General features: G+C 64.6%; 17 protein-coding genes. All 17 read right to left on the bottom strand.

Annotated elements, in window-relative coordinates:
• Positions 1 to 13 precede the first annotated feature (13 nt).
• The 17 genes from leuC to NE609_RS01200 all read right to left on the bottom strand — a co-directional run bounded on the left by leuC (position 14) and on the right by NE609_RS01200 (position 16,667).
• Entirely contained in the window at positions 14 to 1,273 is a 1,260-nt protein-coding gene (leuC, locus tag NE609_RS01280; protein WP_256151444.1) for a 3-isopropylmalate dehydratase large subunit, read from the bottom strand.
• 157 nt (positions 1,274 to 1,430) lie between these two features.
• The gene (locus NE609_RS01275) at positions 1,431 to 2,960 is read right to left on the bottom strand and encodes a 2-isopropylmalate synthase (RefSeq protein ID WP_256151443.1); all 1,530 of its coding nucleotides are present in this window, start codon (positions 2,958 to 2,960) and stop codon (positions 1,431 to 1,433) included.
• Between the two features lie 402 nt (positions 2,961 to 3,362).
• Positions 3,363 to 3,992 carry an ECF transporter S component gene (locus tag NE609_RS01270; RefSeq protein ID WP_256151442.1) on the bottom strand — a complete coding sequence of 210 codons (630 nt, stop codon included), beginning with the start codon at positions 3,990 to 3,992 and terminating at the stop codon, positions 3,363 to 3,365.
• 26 nt (positions 3,993 to 4,018) lie between these two features.
• The gene (gene tyrS / locus NE609_RS01265) at positions 4,019 to 5,245 is read right to left on the bottom strand and encodes a tyrosine--tRNA ligase (RefSeq protein ID WP_121585653.1); all 1,227 of its coding nucleotides are present in this window, start codon (positions 5,243 to 5,245) and stop codon (positions 4,019 to 4,021) included.
• An 88-nt stretch (positions 5,246 to 5,333) separates the two neighbouring features.
• On the bottom strand, positions 5,334 to 7,010 hold the full coding sequence (gene recN, locus NE609_RS01260; RefSeq protein ID WP_256151441.1) for a DNA repair protein RecN: 1,677 nt from the start codon (positions 7,008 to 7,010) through the stop codon (positions 5,334 to 5,336).
• Positions 7,011 to 7,050: 40 nt separating this feature from the next.
• Positions 7,051 to 7,512: an arginine repressor gene (locus NE609_RS01255; RefSeq protein ID WP_101550749.1), complete on the bottom strand. Its 462-nt coding sequence runs from the start codon at positions 7,510 to 7,512 to the stop codon at positions 7,051 to 7,053.
• A gap of 101 nt (positions 7,513 to 7,613) precedes the next feature.
• Positions 7,614 to 8,465, bottom strand: a complete 852-nt coding sequence (locus NE609_RS01250; RefSeq protein ID WP_101550751.1) for an NAD(+)/NADH kinase — start codon at positions 8,463 to 8,465, stop codon at positions 7,614 to 7,616.
• A 24-nt stretch (positions 8,466 to 8,489) separates the two neighbouring features.
• The gene (locus NE609_RS01245; RefSeq protein WP_121585655.1) at positions 8,490 to 9,290 is read right to left on the bottom strand and encodes a TlyA family RNA methyltransferase; all 801 of its coding nucleotides are present in this window, start codon (positions 9,288 to 9,290) and stop codon (positions 8,490 to 8,492) included.
• Between the two features lie 16 nt (positions 9,291 to 9,306).
• Positions 9,307 to 11,172, bottom strand: coding sequence for a 1-deoxy-D-xylulose-5-phosphate synthase (dxs, locus tag NE609_RS01240; protein ID WP_256151440.1), 1,866 nt, complete (start codon positions 11,170 to 11,172; stop codon positions 9,307 to 9,309).
• 17 nt (positions 11,173 to 11,189) lie between these two features.
• Positions 11,190 to 11,699, bottom strand: coding sequence for a divergent PAP2 family protein (locus tag NE609_RS01235; RefSeq protein WP_101550757.1), 510 nt, complete (start codon positions 11,697 to 11,699; stop codon positions 11,190 to 11,192).
• Between the two features lie 33 nt (positions 11,700 to 11,732).
• Entirely contained in the window at positions 11,733 to 12,614 is an 882-nt protein-coding gene (locus NE609_RS01230) for a polyprenyl synthetase family protein (RefSeq protein ID WP_256151439.1), read from the bottom strand.
• The gene (gene xseB, locus NE609_RS01225; RefSeq protein WP_256151438.1) at positions 12,601 to 12,810 is read right to left on the bottom strand and encodes an exodeoxyribonuclease VII small subunit; all 210 of its coding nucleotides are present in this window, start codon (positions 12,808 to 12,810) and stop codon (positions 12,601 to 12,603) included. Before xseB ends, NE609_RS01230 begins: the two co-directional genes overlap by 14 nt.
• The gene (gene xseA, locus NE609_RS01220; protein WP_256151437.1) at positions 12,807 to 14,018 is read right to left on the bottom strand and encodes an exodeoxyribonuclease VII large subunit; all 1,212 of its coding nucleotides are present in this window, start codon (positions 14,016 to 14,018) and stop codon (positions 12,807 to 12,809) included. The genes xseB and xseA overlap by 4 nt, the downstream gene beginning before the upstream one ends.
• Positions 14,012 to 14,959, bottom strand: coding sequence for a peptidase M22 (locus NE609_RS01215; protein ID WP_256151436.1), 948 nt, complete (start codon positions 14,957 to 14,959; stop codon positions 14,012 to 14,014). The genes xseA and NE609_RS01215 overlap by 7 nt, the downstream gene beginning before the upstream one ends.
• 4 nt (positions 14,960 to 14,963) lie before the next feature.
• Positions 14,964 to 15,479: a transcription antitermination factor NusB gene (gene nusB / locus NE609_RS01210; protein WP_101550764.1), complete on the bottom strand. Its 516-nt coding sequence runs from the start codon at positions 15,477 to 15,479 to the stop codon at positions 14,964 to 14,966.
• A 78-nt stretch (positions 15,480 to 15,557) separates the two neighbouring features.
• Positions 15,558 to 15,932, bottom strand: coding sequence for an Asp23/Gls24 family envelope stress response protein (locus NE609_RS01205; protein ID WP_158595509.1), 375 nt, complete (start codon positions 15,930 to 15,932; stop codon positions 15,558 to 15,560).
• A gap of 189 nt (positions 15,933 to 16,121) precedes the next feature.
• Positions 16,122 to 16,667, bottom strand: a complete 546-nt coding sequence (locus NE609_RS01200; RefSeq protein ID WP_158595510.1) for a SpoIIIAH-like family protein — start codon at positions 16,665 to 16,667, stop codon at positions 16,122 to 16,124.
• Between the last annotated feature and the right edge of the window lie 73 nt (positions 16,668 to 16,740).

Raw genomic sequence — 16,740 nt, 5'->3', positions numbered from 1 at the left:
GTTGATTCCTCCCTTACAGGCTGTCGGGGCCGGCGATCATCCCGGCCACGGCGCTGGCCGCCGCGACGGCGGGCGACGCGAGGTAGACCTCGCTCTTCACATGCCCCATGCGGCCGACGAAGTTGCGGTTTGTCGTCGCGACGCACCGCTCCCCCTCCGCGAGGATGCCCATATATCCGCCGAGGCAGGGGCCGCAGGTCGGCGTCGAGACGGCGCAGCCCGCCTCGATGAAGTCGGAGAGGTATCCGGCCTCCATCGCCTCCTTGTAAATCTGCTGGGTGCCGGGGATGACGATGCAGCGCACCCCGTCCGCCACCCTCCTGCCGCGCAGGATTTCGGCGGCTGCCGCCAGGTCGCTCATGCGGCCGTTGGTGCAGGAGCCGATGACCACCTGGTCGATCCTCACCTCCCCGACCTCGTCGATCGTCCGGGTGTTCTCCGGCAGGTGCGGGAAGGAGACGGTCGGTCTGATCGCGGAGAGGTCGATGTCATAGACCGCGTCGTAGGCCGCGTCCGGGTCGGGCGCATAGATTTCAAAGGGGCGGTCCACGCGGCCCTTTTCATAGGCGAGCGTCACCTCGTCCACCTCGAAGATGCCGTTTTTCGCGCCCGCCTCGATCGCCATGTTCGCAATCGTCAGCCGGTCGTCCATCGAGAGGTTTCCCAGCCCCTCGCCGCCGAACTCCATCGATTTGTAGAGCGCGCCGTCCACGCCGATCATGCCGATGATGTGCAGGATGACGTCCTTGCCGCTCACCCACCTGCCCGGCTTGCCGGTCAGGTTGAAGCGGATGGCGGAGGGCACCTTGAACCAGCACTTGCCGGTGGCCATCGCGGCGGCCATGTCGGTCGAGCCGAAGCCGGTCGAGAAGGCCCCGAGCGCGCCGTATGTACAGGTGTGGCTGTCCGCGCCGACGATCAGCTCGCCCGGCGCGACGATCCCCTGCTCGGGCAGCAGCGCGTGTTCGATGCCCATGCGGCCCACGTCGAAGAAATGTTCGATGCCGTATTTCCCGGCGAACTCCCGGCAGCGCTTGGAGAGCTGCGCCGCCTTGATGTCCTTGTTGGGCACGAAATGGTCGAGCACGATCGAGATGCCCGTTTTGCTGTAGACGCTGTCGAAACCGTACTTTTCAAACTCGTCGATCGCGACCGGCGTGGTGATGTCGTTGCCAAGCACCATGTCGACGTCCGCGTTGATGAGCTGGCCGGGCGCGACGGAGTCGAGGCCCGCTTTTTTGGCCAGAATCTTCTGGCTCATCGTCATTCCCATGTCAATTCCCCATTTCCATCAGAGTGTTTTCCACCGTCTGCGGCTATGATACCATGAACGCGCAGCGTGAATGGTGTAATCGGCCATGAAGGCGGGAGCGGGCGCGGCCCGCGTATCGCCTTGGCCATAAGCCGTATAATAAGCCGCTTTACGGCGATTATATCATGGCTTTTTCTTCCATCGCAATCGCCTTGTTGATCGCGTTGACGTAGGCGCGGATGGAGGATTCGAGGATGTCGGGGCTCAGGCCGCGCCCGGTGACCGTGTGGCCGTTGCAGCTGATCTTGCAGATCGCCTCGCCGAGCGCGTCCTCGCCCTCGGTAACCGCCTGCATCGTCCAGTTTTCCAGCTTGGTGTCCATCTTGACGATGCGGTCGATCGCGTTGAAGGCCGCGTCGATCGGGCCCTCGCCGCGCGCCACATGCTCCTTTTCCTCCCCGTCGTCCCGTACGAGCCGCACGACCGCCGTCGCGGAGATGACGGTGCCCGAATTGACGACGAAGCTCTTCAGCCCGTAGGTCTCCTTCACGTCGGAGATCGCCGCGTTGCCGACGAGCGCCTCGATGTCGCGGTCGGTGATCTCCTTCTTGCGGTCGGCCATCTCCTTAAAACGCTCGAACGCCTCGGCGATGTCCTCGTCGGACATCCGGTAGCCCAGTTCGGCGATCCGGTCGGCGAACGCGTGCTTGCCCGAGTGCTTGCCGAGCACCATCTTGTTCTGGTAGATGCCCACATCGTCGGGGCTCATGATCTCGTAGGTGGTGCGTTCGGCGAGCACGCCGTGCTGGTGGATTCCACTTTCGTGCGCGAAGGCGTTCGCGCCCACGATCGGCTTGTTGGGCGCGATTCCCACGCCGATGATCGTGGAGAGCAGCTTGCTCGTGCGGTAGATCTGGCGGGTGTTGATGCCCGTTGTGCATCCGTAAAAATCCCCGCGGGTCCTGAGCGCCATGACGATCTCGTCCATCGCGGCGTTGCCCGCGCGCTCGCCGATGCCGTTGACGGTGCATTCGACCTGCGTCGCGCCCGCCCGGATGCTCTCCAGCGTGTTCGCGACCCCCATGCCGAGGTCGTTGTGGTTGTGGACCGAGATGTCCACGGCGGGATTCTGGAGGTGCGCCTTTACATAGGCGACGAGGTCGTACATTTCGTTCGGGGTGCTGTAGCCGACCGTGTCGGGGATGTTGATCGTCGAGGCGCCCGCCGCGATCGCCGTGTCGAACACCTTGACGAGGAAGTCGCGGTCGCTGCGGGAGGCGTCCTCGGCCGAAAATTCAACGTCCGGGCAGAGGCTGCGCGCGAACCGGACCATCCCGGCGACGCGGGCGACGACCTCGTCGGGGGTCATCTTGAGCTTGTATTTCATGTGAATGTCGCTCGTCGCGAGAAAGACGTGGATGCGCGGATGCGCGGCGTGCCTGACCGCGTCCCACGCGCGCTGGATGTCCCCCTCGACGCAGCGCGCGAGCCCCGCGACGGTGGAATTCTTGACGATCTTGGCGATCGCCTCGACCGCCCGGAAGTCGTCGGGCGACGAGACCGGGAAGCCCGCCTCGATGACGTCCACGCCCAGCCGCTCGAGCTGGCGCGCCATCTCCAGCTTCTCGTTGAAGTTCATGCTGCATCCCGGGGACTGTTCCCCGTCCCGCAGGGTGGTGTCGAAGATCTTGACCGTTCTTGTGCTCATGGTGATTTCCCCTTTCCCGTAATCAGATTTCGAGAAACGTCAGCGCGGATCGCGGAAAAAACAAAAAAACCTTCGCCTCTCCAAAAAAGAGACGAAGGTTTTGAAAAACTTCCGTGGTACCACTCTCATTGACCGCCATAGGCAGCCCGCTCGACCGCATCCAACAATGCGCTCCCCATCTAACGGCGGGGTTCCGTCCGGTTCTAATCGCAAATGGAGCTTTCGACCGGCAGCTCGGGGGCGAGTTATTCACATTCGCGGCACCGCCTCGCACCGGCCGGCGGCTCTCTGCAAACGCGCGGGATGTGTTTTGTTCCCCGTCAACGCCTTTGACGTATTCATCTTGTTAGACATGATAACGCGCAAAGCCGCGTTTGTCAAGACGTAAATTTCCCAAAATTTTCAACGCATCCGGCGGAGCACCGTGGCCAGCGGTTTACAGAGCGCGACGGTCAGCACCGCGGCGATCACCGCCTCAAGCACGCCGTTGAGCCCGATGACGCCCATGATCACGCCGAGCAGCGCGGAACGCGCGATTCCCTTGGCGGCGGCGTAGCTCGCGCCGAAAAAGAGGTAGATGCCGCCCATCACAAGGCCGGTATTCGTGATCGCGCCGACGATTCCCGCGCCGAGGAACGCGGCCGTATCCCCCTTGAAGGCCCTGCGCAGCAGGCGGAAGACCCACGCGGAAAAGACGCCGATCAGCACCCGCGGCAGGATCGCGATGACGAGGCTCCACAGGTTCCCGCTGTATTCGGGGGTGAGCGAATAGAAGGGCGTGAACACAAAGGAGGTGATCGTCGGCTGGAAGGTATTGGTGATCACGCTGAGCAGCCCGAACACGCCGCCCAGGATGCCTCCCGCGAGCGGCCCCATCAGCACGCCGCCGAGGATGACCGGGATGTGCAGGGTCGTCGCCTTGGTCACGCCGAGCGGGATGAACCCGAGCGGCGTGAGGGTCAGCACGATCTCCATCGCGGCCAGCAACCCCAGCATCGAGAGATATTTTGTGCGGGAAAGGGATTCCTTCATCTCGCCGCCTCCCAGCGCGCCAGGGTTCAGCCCAGCAGGACCTTGTGGTAGATTTTCTTGCCCTTTTTGAGGATCACGTGGCCCTTTTCAAAGGCGTCCGCGCCGATTTCAGCTGTAAAGTCGGAAACCTTTTCATCATCGACGGACACGCCGCCCTGCTGGATGAGGCGCTTGGCCTCGCCCTTGGAGGGCGCGAGCCCGGTCTTCACGAGCAGGTCCGCCACCGCGATCCTCCCACCGGCAAGGTCAGCGGCCGAAAGGGTGGTCGTGGGCATGTCGTCGCTCTGGCTGCCCGCGCCGAAAAGCGCGCGCGCGGCGGCCAGCGCCTTGTCGGCCTCCTGCTGGCCGTGCACCATCTTGGTCAGCTCGTAGGCGAGCGTCTCCTTGGCCTGGTTGAGCTGGCTGCCCTCCCAGCTCTCCATCGCCTCGATCTCCTCGATCGGCAGGAAAGTGAGCAGCTTGAGGCAGTTGATAACGTCGGCGTCCGCGACGTTGCGCCAGTACTGGAAAAACTCGTAGGGCGAGGTCTTCTCCGGGTCGAGCCAGACGGCGCCGTTCTCCGTCTTGCCCATCTTCTTGCCCTCCTTGGTGGTGAGCAGCGTGAAGGTCATGCCGTAGACCTCGTCGCCCGTGACGCGGCGGGTCAGGTCGATACCGCCGAGGATATTGGCCCACTGGTCGTTGCCGCCCAGCTCCATCCGGCAGCCGTAGTCGCGGTGCAGCTTTAAGAAGTCGTAGCTCTGCATGATCATATAGTTGAACTCCAGGAAGGAAAGTCCGCGCTCCAGACGGGTCTTGACGCTGTCCATCGTGAGCATCTGGTTGACCGAGAAATAGACGCCCACGTCGCGGAGCAGCTCGATGTAGTTGAGCTTGCAGAGCCAATCGCCGTTGCGGAGCATGAGCGCCCTGTTGTCGGAAAAGTCAATGAACTTCTCCATCTGGCGCTTGAAGCACTCGGCGTTATAGTTGATCGCCTCCGGCGTGAGCATCTTGCGCATATCGGTGCGCCCGGTCGGGTCCCCGATGAGGGTGGTCCCCGTGCCGAGCAGCGCGATCGGGCGGTGTCCCGCGAGCTGGAGGCGGCGCATCACAACCAACTGAAGAAAGTGGCCGACATGGAGGCTGTCCGCAGTCGCGTCGAACCCGATATAGAAGGTGACCTTCTCGTTATTCAGAAGCTCCTCGATCTTTTCCGGGTGGGTCATCTGCGCGATCAGGCCGCGTCGGGTTAATTCTTCAAATACTGTCATCGATCTTTCCCCTTGTTAAAATTTCTTTGTTACCATCCGCTGGGCGGATTTTTACCAGTATAGCATGCAAAAGCACAAAGTACAACCCCTACCGGAAGGCCCTGTCCGCCTCCCGCAGCATCTCGCGGGCATGTTCGAGCGCGATTTCGCTGAGGGTTTCGCCGCCGGTGATGCGCGCGAGCTCCCGCACCCGGTCCTCCCCCTCGAGCGGGATGATCGACGTGAAGGTGCGGTCGTCGCGGGCCGTTTTCGAGATGAGAAGGTGGTGCTGCGCGTAGGCGGCGACCTGCGCCAAATGGGTGACGACAATCACCTGCCGGTCCGCGGCGACCTGCCGCAGCTTGTGGCCGATCTTCTGGGCGGCGCGGCCGGACACGCCGGTGTCCACCTCGTCGAAGATGAGGGTGCCGATATCGTCCCGCCCGGCCATCACGTTCTTGACCGACAGCATGATGCGCGCGAGCTCGCCGCCCGACGCGACCTTCGCGAGCGAGCGCGGCTCCTCGCCGACATTGGTGGAGATATAGAGCTCCAGCTCGTCGATCCCGTCGGGAGAGAGGGGCTTTTCGCGGCGCCGTACCGTAAGGGTCACCGAGGGCATGTCCAAGAAGGCAAGCTCCTCCATCACCCGCGCGGTGAACCGCTCTGCGGCGTCCCCGCGCGCCGCGGAGAGCTTTTCGGCGCGCGCCTCCGCCTCGGCGAGCAGCCCCGAAAGCTCCCGCTGGAGCTGCCGGGCGCGCTCGTCCGACGTCTCGATCTTCCGGAGCTCCTCCGCCGCCCGGTCACGGAAGGCGAGGATCTCCTCCACCGTGCCGCCGTATTTCTTTTTGAGGCTGTAGAGCAGGTCAAGGCGGTTTTCGATCGCGTCGAGCTGGCGCGGATCGCAGTCGAACCCCTCGAGCAGGCCGCGGATGTCGCTTGCAAAGCCCTCGAATTCGTAGGAGAGCTCGGTCAGCCGCTCGCTGACCGGCCGGGCCGCGTCCATATACCGGGCGGCCTGCTCCATCTGCTCGACCAGTGCGCCGAGCTGGGAGGAGAGCCCCGGCGTTTCGTCGTCCCCGTCGAGCACCGCGAGGCTGCCGCCGAGCGCCTCGGTGACGGCCAGCGCGTTCTTGAGGAGCTTGCGCTGCGCGCGCAGCTCGTCCTCCTCCCCCGGCGTGAGCTGCGCCGCGTCGATCTCCCCGATCTGGTAGCCCAGCAGATCGATGCGGCGCGCCTTCTCCGCCTCGTCGGTGTCGATCTGCTCGAGCTCCCGCCTGGCGGCGGAATAGGCGCGATAGGCGTCCCGGTATTCCTCCAGCATCGGCTCCAGCTCGCCGTACCCGTCGATGAAGCCGAGGTGCTTTGCCGGGGAGAGCAGCTGCTGGTTGTCGTGCTGGCCGTGCACGTTGATGAGGTGCGCCGCGACGGTTTTGAGGATCGCGGCGGTGGCGGGCCTGCCGTCGATGCGGCAGGCCGATTTCCCGTCCGCCGTGATCTCCCGGCTGATGAGCACGCCGTCCTCCTCGGGCGGGTAACCCGCCTCCCCGAGCGCGGCGGCCGCCGCTGGCGAAAGCCCGGTGAAAAGGGCGGAGATGACCGCCTTTTCCTCCCCCGTGCGGATGATCTCCTTGGAGGTGCGCTCCCCCAGCACGGCGTTGATGGCGCTGATCAGGATCGTTTTCCCCGCGCCCGTCTCGCCGGTAAAGACGTTGAGGCCGCCGGTAAAATCGATCGCCGCCTCGCTGATCACCGCGATATTCTTTATGTAGAGCTGTGAAAGCATCTTCTCACCCCGTTATTCCGGCATTGAAAACGCGCCGCCCCTACTGGCCGGCGCTCATCATCTTGCGGAGCTGCAGCACCAGTTCGCGCGCGTTGTGGTCGTCCCGCATGACCATGAAGATCGTGTCGTCCCCCGCGAGGGTCCCGACCACGCCGCTCCAATGGAGGGTGTCGAGCGCCGCGCAGACGGCGTTCGCCATGCCGGTGAAGCATTTGATCACCAGCATGTTGCCCGCCGAATCGATCTCCTTGACCGACTCGGAGAAGATCAGCAGGAACTTATTGGACATTTCGCTTTTGGGAAGGTCGGCGTGCGCCGCATAGTGGTATTTGCCGTCGGGGGTCAGCGTCTTGACCAGCCGCAGCTCCTTGATATCCCGGGATACGGTCGCCTGCGTCACCGAAAAGCCGCTTTCGCGCAGCAGGCCCAGCAGCTCGTCCTGCGTGTCGATCGGCCGGGAATTGATGAGTTCCAGGATTTTGGCGTGACGTTTTGCTTTCATACGATTCTTCCCCTTCGCCGCTGCGCGCCGGCGTCAATTTGTCCGTGCTCCGTCCCCGCCGCGCGCAGCCGGTGGACGGCGGGGACCCCTTCGCGCGGGGCCTAACCCCGCGCCTTCAGCTTTTTCCCGAGGATGTCGGTGAAGCTCTTCTCCGGGAAACTGATGAACCGCGCCGCCTTCTCCGAGCGGCGGATATGCACCGTCCGGTCCGCGCCGAGCCCCGCGAAGCTCTCCCCGTCCACGCTGACGAGGATGCTGTCGGGGTTGTTGACGAACCGGCTGCGCACCGTGAGTTCCATGTCGGGCGAAAGGAGCACCGACCGGTCGTAGAGGGAGTGCGGGCAGATGGGCGTCAGGAGGATCGTACCGATCGCCGGGTCGACGATCGGGCCGCCCGCCGAGAGGGAGTACGCCGTCGAGCCGGTGGGCGTCGCGAAGATGAGCCCGTCGGCGCGGTAGCTGCCGACCGGGCGGCCGCCGCTTTCGATATCAAGGTCGACCAGCCGCGAGAGCTCCCCCTTGGAGATCACGACGTCGTTGAGGGCGTGGCGCACGCCCGGGACCCCGTCGATCTCCACCTCGAGCAGCATCCTGTCCTGGATCGTGTAATCCCCGCTCGAAAGCCGCGCGAGGTATTCCAGCTCGTTGGGCTCCACCTGCGCGAGGTATCCGAGCCTGCCCGTGTTGATCCCGAGGATCGGCTTTTGGTATTCGACCGCGTGCTTGGCCGCGTGCAGGATGGTGCCGTCTCCGCCGACCGTGACGACCACGTCGCAGGCGGCGATCTGCCGGTCGAAGGCGCCGTAGCCGACCTCACCGAACTGGCCCCGGAACCGCTCGTCCATGACCGGCACGCACCCGGCGGCGCGCAGCTGCCCGATGATCGCCTTCATCAGCCAGACAGTATTATATTTGGACAGGTTCGGCATGATTAATACGGTTTTCTGCTCCATCCGCACCACATCCCTTCCAAAGATTCAGTCAAGCGCCGCGTGGGAACGCTCCACCAGCGCCGCGATCTCCTCACGTTCCGGGAGGGCGCCCCCCTCCTCCTTGCGGAGGTACATGAGGTATTCGATGTTGCCCTCCGGCCCCTTGACCGGCGAAAAGTCGAGCCCGGCCACCGAAAAACCGTTCTCCGCCGCGTAGCCGACGGCGTTTTCCAGCACCTCCACATGGGTCGCGCGCTCCCGCACAACCCCCTTCTTACCCACCTTGCCGCGCCCCGCCTCAAACTGGGGCTTGACGAGGCAGACCATCCCGCCGCCACCGCGCAGCAGTTCCGCCGCCACGGGCAGCACGAGCTTCAAGGAGATGAAGGACACGTCGACGCTCGCGAAATCGATGGGGTCGGGCACCTGTTCGCGGGTGACATAGCGGATGTTGGTGCGCTCCAGGTTGACGACCCGTCCGTCGGTCCGCAGCTTCCAGGCGAGCTGGCCGTAGCCGACGTCGACCGCGTAGACCTTTTCGGCGCCGTTTTGCAGCATGCAGTCGGTGAAGCCGCCGGTCGACGCGCCGATATCCATGCAGGTTTTCCCCTCGAGCACGACCGGAAAGACCCGCATCGCCTTTTCGAGCTTGAGGCCGCCCCGGCTGACGTACCGGAGGGTCTCCCCGCGCACCTCGAGCGCGGCGGCCTCCTCCACGTCCATGCCCGGCTTGTCGGCCTTCTGGCAGTCGACATACACCTGCCCCGCCATAATGACCGCCTTCGCCTTTTCCCTGCTCGGGAAGAGCCCGCGCTCCACCAGCAGGACATCCAGTCGTTTTTTCACGTCGTCCTCCGTCAGGTCAGAAGTAGAGTTCCGAAATCGCGCGCGCAACCGTGTGCGCGTCGAGCCCGCAGCGCCTGAGCGCCGAATCGGCGGGCATCGCGGGGATGAAGGGATTTTCCACCGCGCCGATCGTCATGCGGCCGCGGTAGCGCACCCGCGAGAGCGCGTCGAGGAAATGCTCCCCGATGCCCCCCTGCCGGACGCCCTCCTCCACAAAGTAGATCGCGCGGTATTTCTTCGCGAGCTGTACGCACGCGTCCGGAATGGGCGAAATGCGGTGCAGCTTCAGCAGGTCGGCCTTTTTCCCCTCGGCGGCGAGCAGCTCCATCGCGCCGTAAGCCTCCCCGAAGGCGCGCCCGTAGCTGACGATCAGCGTCTGGCCGCCGCTTCTGTGGTGGAACCACTCCCCCGGCCGGTAGCCGAGGCGTTCGTCCACCGGGATCTCCCCACCGCGCGGGTAGCGCACCGCCGCGACCCCGTCGCAGCAGTCGAACGCCTGGTCAAGCGCGTAGCGCAGATCGCCGTAGGTTGCGGGGGAATAGACCGTCACGCCGGGGATCTCCGAAAGGAACGCCGCGTCGAAAAGCCCCTGGTGGGTCTCCCCGTCCTCCCCCACGATCCCCGCCCGGTCGACGGCGAGCACGATGTGCTGCCGTTCGATCGACGCGTCGTGGATGATCTGGTCGAACCCGCGCTGCAAAAAGGTCGAATAGACCGCGAACACCGGCTTCATCCCGCCCGCGGCGAGCCCGCAGGCAAAGGTGACCGCGTGTTCCTCCGCGATCCCCACGTCGAAGAAGCGGTTTTTCGGGCCGAACTCCGCGGCAAAGGCGGAGAGGCCCGTGCCCTCCTCCATCGCGGCGGTGATCGCGCAGATTTTGTTATCCCGGCGCGCGCGCAGGACCAGCTCCCGCCCAAACACCGAGGAAAAGCTCTCGGAAGGGGCCTTGAGCCTCCCGCTCGCCCGGTCGAAGCCGCCCACCCCATGGTATCGGGCGGGGTTTTTTTCCGCGAAGGCATAGCCCTTGCCCTTGACGGTGTTGACGTGCAGGACGACCGGCTTCTCGAGCTCCTTCGCGCGGCGCAGCGCCTGCACGAGCGCGGGGATGTCGTGCCCGTCGACGGGACCGAGATAGTCGAAGCCAAAATCCTCAAAGAGGTTCGAATGGTAGAGCAGCTGGCGGAAGGCCGCCTTGGAGTCGGAGATCACGTCGCGCAGCTCCCTGCCGACGACGGGGATCTTCTTCAGCGCGTCCTCCACCCGGTTTTTCAGGTTTAAGTACCCCTCGCTCGTCCGCTTGGAGGCGAGATAACGCGCGAGCGAGCCCACGCTTTTGGAGATCGACATGTCGTTGTCGTTGAGCACGACGATCAGCCGGTTTCCCGTGCGCCCGGCGTTGTTGAGCGCCTCGTAGATCATCCCGCCGGTAAACGCGCCGTCTCCGACCACCGCGACCACGTGGTGACGGTCGCCCGAGAGCGCCTTGGCCGTCGCGAGCCCGCAGGCGGCGGAGATCGAGGTGCTCGCGTGCCCCGCGATAAAGGCGTCACAGTCGCTCTCACCCGGGCGCGGGAAGCCGGAGAGCCCCCCCTCCCGCCGGATGGTCGGGAACGCCCCGAGCCGGCCGGTCAGCATCTTATGCGCGTAGCACTGATGTCCCACATCCCACACGATCGCGTCCTGCGGGACATCGAAAACGGTGTGCAGGGCGACGGTCAGCTCCACCACGCCGAGGTTGGAGGCGAGGTGGCCGCCGTTCTCCGAAAGGGTATGCAGCAGCTTCTGGCGGATTTCCCAGCAGAGGATCTTCTGCTGCTCCGGATTCAGCCGCTTGACGCCGCCGGGCAGCTCCAGGCGGTTGAGCAGGTTATATTTAGCCAAAGGAACACCCCACTTTATCAGAATGCCGGGATCAGCGCGGCGATCAGGATCCCCAGCGCCGCGCCGCAGAGCACCTCCAGCGGCGTATGCCCCAAAAATTCCTTGAGGCGCTTGTTCGGGCCGCCGCGCTCCTCGGGCGCGTCCTCGCCGCGCGCGAGCGCGTCGAACTCCTCCTTGAGCATCTGGAAGATCTCCTTGAAGTCGATGACCATCTTGTTGAGCACCTTCGCCTGCTCCCCGGCGGCGCGGCGCACCCCCATCGCGTCGTACATGACGATGCCCGCCATCGCCAGCGAGAGCGCGAACTCCGGGGAGGCGTAGCCGAGCTTTTTGGCCACGCCCACCGACACCGCGCACACCAGCGCCGAATGGGAGCTGGGCATCCCGCCCGAGCCCACCATGCGTTCCCAGATGATCTTACGGCTGGGGATATAGGCCAGGATCGTCTTCAGCAGCTGCGCCGCGAACCACGCGAGAAACCCCACGTCGATGACATAGTTGCTGATCAGTACTCTCAATGGGTTCATAACTTCCTCCAGTCCGGCGGTTGTCCGGATGCTTTAGTGGTCCCTGCCGAGGATCATCTCCGCGACCCACAGCAGAAATTCATTGCCGGGGATCGCCGCGACGCATTCCCCGGCTTCGCCGATCAGTTCCCGCGCGCGCTCCCGCGCGCCCGAAAGCCCCAACAGGGTGACATAGGTCGTCTTGTGGTTTTCCTCGTCGCTGCCGGTCGGCTTACCGAGCTTTTCGGCGTCGCCCGCCACGTCGAGGATGTCGTCGGTGATCTGGAACGCCAGCCCGCACGCCCGCGCGTACCGGTCCGCCGTCTCCAGGAGTTCCTCCCCCGCGTTCCCCGCGAGACAGCCGAGCCGCGCGGAGGCGCGCAGCAGCGCGCCCGTCTTGAGCGCGTAGAGGGTGTTGAGCGTCTCGAGATCGACCGGCTTGCCCTCGCAGCCGAGGTCGATCACCTGGCCGCCGAGCATCCCGCGCACCCCCGCCGCCTTAGCAAGGGTGCGGACCGCTTCCACCCGCTGCGTGTCGGAAAGGGGTGCGTCGGCGGCCGTCTCAAACGCCAGCGTGAGCAGCCCGTCCCCCGCGAGCAGGGCGTTGGCCTCGCCGAACGCCTTGTGGCAGGAGGGCTTGCCGCGGCGGAAATCGTCGTCATCCATACAGGGCAGATCGTCGTGGATGAGGGAGTAGGCATGGATCATCTCGATCGCACAGGCCAGCGCCATTGCCCCCTCCCGGGAGGCGTGGGTGAGCCGCCCGAACTCGAGCACCATCGCCGCCCGCAGCCGCTTGCCCGCGTCAAGCAGGCTGTGGCGCATCGCGTCGACGACCACGATCTGCCGCAGCTCCCGGTCGAAGTGCAGCCGTTCCCGCAGCGCGTCGTTTACCTGCGTCGCGTAGGACGCGAGCTGCTGTTCATACCGGTTCATCTTCCGTCTCCTTCGGGGCCGCCAGCTTCTCCACCTTGAGCTTGGCGGCGTCCAGCTTCCCGTTTGCAAAGTCCATCAGCTTTACAGCCTCGCCGTAGAGCTTGACCGCATCGTCGATCGAAACGTCGCCGCCCAATTTCGCGGCGATCTCCTCAAGCCGCGCGACCGCGGCTTCCAGCGTCATCGTCTTGATCATGTCGTCCTCCTATTCGTCCCGGTCACTTCCGACAGGATCTCTCCGTCGGCGACCCGCGTGGTCAGCAGGTCCCCCGGCTTCACCTGTTCCGCCGAGAGGACGGTGCGCCCGTCCGCGCTCGTCAGGCTGTAGCCGCGGGAGAGGATCTTCATCGGACTGCGCTCCTCCACGAGCGCGCCGAGGTATTGCAGGCGGTTTCGCGCGCCGTCCAGCCTTTGCAGAACGCCCGCGCGGATCTCCCGTTCCAGCGCGTCCAGCCGCAGTCCGCAGGCGCGCAGGACCCCCTCGGGGGTCGTAAGCCCGGCGCGCAGCTGGCGCAGCCGGAGCTCCATCCCCTCGATACGGCGGACGACCGCCCCGTGGCAGCGCGCGCCGAGATCGGCGAGGTAATATTGCAGGTCGGCCATGTTGGGCACGGCGAGCTCCGCCGCGGCGGAAGGGGTCGGCGCGCGCAAATCGGCCGCGAAGTCGGCGATTGTAAAGTCGGTCTCGTGCCCGACGGCGGAAATCACCGGGACGCCGCTCGCCGCGATCGCGCGCGCGAGGGCTTCGTCGTTGAAGGCCCAGAGGTCCTCGATCGAGCCGCCGCCCCGCCCGATGATGATCAGGTCGCAGGCTTTGGCAGCGTTGAGGGCGCGGATGCCGTCGATCAGCGTCCTTGCCGCGCCCGCCCCCTGCACCTGCGCGGGACAGAGCACGACCGTTGCCGCCGGGTAGCGGCGGGAGAGGATATTGAGCATATCCTGCAGCGCCGCCGCGCCCTCGCTCGTCACGATGCCGATCCGCTCGGGATAGGGCGGCAGCGGGCGCTTGCGCGCCTCGTCGAAGAGCCCCTCGGCCGCGAGCTTCGCCTTGAGCTGCTCATAGGCCAGGTGGAGCGCGCCGATCCCGTCCGGCTGCATATCGGTCACATAGAACTGGTAGCTGCCGTCCCGCTCGTAAAGGGAGACGGAACCGCTCACGATCACCGACATGCCGTTCTCGGGCGAAAAGGGCACGCGCGCCGCGTAGCTGCGGAACATCACCGCCTTGACGGCGGCGGAATCGTCCTTGAGCGTGAAATAGAGGTGCCCCGACTTGTAGTGCCGGGTAAAATTGGAGATCTCCCCCCGGACCATCAGCCCCGAAAGGACGTGGTCCGATTCAAGGAGGGATTTCACATAGCGGTTGAGCTGGGAGACCGAAACAACGGTGGGGTTCTTCAGCACGCCATCCCCCCCTCTCCCGCGCGCGACGCCAAAATCGCGACCCCGGCGGCGTTGTCGGAGGAAAACTGCGGGTCGGCGAAATAGCCCCCGTACCGCGCGGTCACCGCCTCGCGGATGATCGAATTGGACATGACGCCCCCCGCGTAGAGGATGGGCAGCTCGCCGAACCGCGCCCGGACCGCCTCGGTCATGCCGCAGAGGGCGGCGAGGATGCTGTCGAGGCAGTAACGCGCGATATCGCAGTCCGCCTCCCCGTCGAGCTTCATCTTTTGGCAGCGGTTCTCGATCCCGGAGAGGGAGCAGTCCGCCCCCTTCATCACCGGACGCACCCGGTAGGTCTTTTCCGATTCCTTCGCGAGGCGTTCGAGCTCCCGCCCTGCGGGAAACCGCAGGCCGAGCATCCCGCCCACGCGGTCGACCGCTTGCCCCGCCTTGAGGTCGAGCGAACGGGCGAAGAGCCGCACGGTAAAGCCGCACGGCCCGCTCGGTTCGGCGATCAGGCATTCGGTCGTGCCGCCCGACAGGTGGAAAGCCGCGAACCGCTCCCCGATCAGGTCGAGCCGGCCGGCGGAAAAAAGCGCCGCCGCGATGTGTCCCGACTGGTGGGATACCCGCGTGAGCGGCGCGCCGCAGGCGGCGCCGACCGATTGGGCAACCGCCTCCCCGACGAGGAAGCAGGGCATATAGGAGCCCTCGGCGTCGCGCGGGCGCACCGACACCCCGACGCCCGCGAGCGGCGGGGGCCCCGCTTCAAAAAGGGCCTCAACCAGCGCGCCGAGCTGTTTGACATGCGCGAAGACCGCGTCGCTCTGCCGCAGGCCGAGCTCCCCCTCTCTCACCGGAAGGAGCCGTTTTTGCTGGCGCACCGCGCCGCTTTCCGAATCATAGAGGGCGGCGGAGGTGGTGTAGTTGCTCGTGTCGATTCCGAGGTACCAGGCCATCGCGTTACTCCGCCGCCGTTTCAGCGGCGGCCTCTTTGGCGGCGCGGACCGCCTCGTCCTCCGCCTTCGCCTCCCCGGCCGAAGCCGCGGCCTCCTCCTCGGCCCGGCGCGCCTCGGGCACATCCTGCCCCTTCGCGCGCACATAGGCGCCGAGCACCCCGTTGACAAAGGAAAAGTCGTCGGCGCTGCCGTATTTTTTGGCGAGCTCGACCGCCTCGTTGATCGAGGCGCCGACCGGCACCGTGTCGACGTTGTCGATCTCCCACAGACTCAGCCGCAGGATGGTCAGCGCCACGCGCGACATGCGGTTGAGCTTCCACTTTTTCGAGTGGGCGGTGATCGTCTCGTCGAGCCAGGGCAGATGATCGCAGACGTCGCTTGCAAGGCGGTATGCATAATCATCCACCTCGAGGTTGCGGCCGATCACGGCCTCCTCGATGATCTCGTCGACCGATTCCTCCTTGAAGGATCGCTCAAATACCAGCATAAAGGCCTGTTCGCGGGATTCGCTTCGTTTCATATTGTCCTCTCCTAATTGTACGTCTGCGACAAGAATACCCTCCAAGGGGGCCTCGGAGGGCAGTGAATCGTTTTTTGGTCAGGCTTCCGTCTGCTCGGCGGGCTCGGCAAAGACGATGCCGGCGATGTTGATGTTGACCCGTGAAACGGCGATCCCGGTCATGTTCTGGACGGCCTCCTTGACGGCCGACTGGATCTTCTCGGCGGTCTCGGGGATGTTGACGCCCGCCTTGATGTTCACATGGAGCTCGATGACGGCCACGTCGTCCGACAGGTCGATGTCGATCGGCTTAGCGGACTGTTTTTTGAGCAGCCAGCCCTTGAGGTTGGTCGCAAAGGAAGCGAGGGAGTCCACCCCTTCGATCTCCAGCGCCGCGTAGCGAGCGATGGTGGCGATCACCTCGCGGGAAATCTTGAGATTGCCTGCTGCCTGATTCTGGTCGTGACTCTGCATAATCATTCTCCTTTGTATGGCGAGAAACGGATGTGTCCGATTGTTTTTCGGGAGCCGGTGTAGCATACAGGAATATTATATCATAAAATTCCGAATATACAACCGTATATGCAATCTTTTCCGCAAAGAAAGGAGAAGGAAAAAGCCTGCTTTTCAGCAGGCTTTTTTGGTGAAGATTCCGGCTGCGGGCTAACTGATCTCGACGATCGAGATGTTCTCGACCGGGATGCTGGTCTCCTTGAGGATGATATCCTTCATCTGGGCCACCTGGTCCGCTTCGAGCCCCTCCGTCTTGACCACCACGTCGACGTTGTCGGTGTCGTAGTAGACCATGCAGTCCTCGAAGCCCTTGGCCTTGATGAGATTTTCAATCTTGCCCTCCGTCTCGATCGACTTTGCGATCTCGGTGGCCTTGAGCGCCATCTCCGCCTTGATGTCCGGGTCGACGTCCGCGCTGGCCATCATATTCTTGAGGGTCTCGACCGACTCGTCGCGGGAGCGCTGGCGGGTGACCTTTGCCTCGGCAAAATAGGCCTCGCCGTCGATGTCGTCCACCGTCGGGTCGTTCGCGTCGACCAGCTGGGCGTCGCCGTAGTTCTTGTCATTGGCGAGCGCTCCGGTCGCGGTCAGGTCGCCGTCCGTCCTGGCGAATTGATAGTTGACGTAGACGGCCAGCCCGAGCCCTACCACCAGGGATGCCAGGATGATCTGTTTTTTGCCGATAATCATATTCATACGGGGGTTCCTCCTCTTTTGATAAACTGAACTTATGGCCATAAACTGCGGGCTGCCGCCGCAGGGTATGCAC

The sequence above is a fragment of the Anaerotruncus sp. DFI.9.16 genome (genome assembly GCF_024461615.1).
Taxonomy (GTDB): Bacteria; Bacillota; Clostridia; order Oscillospirales; family Ruminococcaceae; genus Anaerotruncus; species Anaerotruncus massiliensis.
The sequence above is the reverse complement of the archived record's forward strand: the minus strand, read 5'-3'. Positions and strand labels throughout refer to the sequence as shown.

Excerpts from the sequence above, each read along its gene's own strand:
- NE609_RS01255 (WP_101550749.1), bottom strand. The coding sequence starts at position 7,512 with ATGAAAGCAAAACGTCACGCCAAAATCCTGGAACTCATCAATTCCCGG.
- NE609_RS01270 (WP_256151442.1), bottom strand. The coding sequence starts at position 3,992 with ATGAAGGAATCCCTTTCCCGCACAAAATATCTCTCGATGCTGGGGTTG.
- xseB (WP_256151438.1), bottom strand. The coding sequence starts at position 12,810 with ATGATCAAGACGATGACGCTGGAAGCCGCGGTCGCGCGGCTTGAGGAG.
- NE609_RS01200 (WP_158595510.1), bottom strand. The coding sequence starts at position 16,667 with ATGAATATGATTATCGGCAAAAAACAGATCATCCTGGCATCCCTGGTG.
- recN (WP_256151441.1), bottom strand. The coding sequence starts at position 7,010 with ATGCTTTCACAGCTCTACATAAAGAATATCGCGGTGATCAGCGAGGCG.
- NE609_RS01205 (WP_158595509.1), bottom strand. The coding sequence starts at position 15,932 with ATGCAGAGTCACGACCAGAATCAGGCAGCAGGCAATCTCAAGATTTCC.
- leuC (WP_256151444.1), bottom strand. The coding sequence starts at position 1,273 with ATGGGAATGACGATGAGCCAGAAGATTCTGGCCAAAAAAGCGGGCCTC.
- NE609_RS01230 (WP_256151439.1), bottom strand. The coding sequence starts at position 12,614 with ATGAACCGGTATGAACAGCAGCTCGCGTCCTACGCGACGCAGGTAAAC.
- NE609_RS01235 (WP_101550757.1), bottom strand. The coding sequence starts at position 11,699 with ATGAACCCATTGAGAGTACTGATCAGCAACTATGTCATCGACGTGGGG.
- NE609_RS01215 (WP_256151436.1), bottom strand. The coding sequence starts at position 14,959 with ATGGCCTGGTACCTCGGAATCGACACGAGCAACTACACCACCTCCGCC.
- tyrS (WP_121585653.1), bottom strand. The coding sequence starts at position 5,245 with ATGACAGTATTTGAAGAATTAACCCGACGCGGCCTGATCGCGCAGATG.
- NE609_RS01250 (WP_101550751.1), bottom strand. The coding sequence starts at position 8,465 with ATGGAGCAGAAAACCGTATTAATCATGCCGAACCTGTCCAAATATAAT.
- NE609_RS01275 (WP_256151443.1), bottom strand. The coding sequence starts at position 2,960 with ATGAGCACAAGAACGGTCAAGATCTTCGACACCACCCTGCGGGACGGG.
- nusB (WP_101550764.1), bottom strand. The coding sequence starts at position 15,479 with ATGAAACGAAGCGAATCCCGCGAACAGGCCTTTATGCTGGTATTTGAG.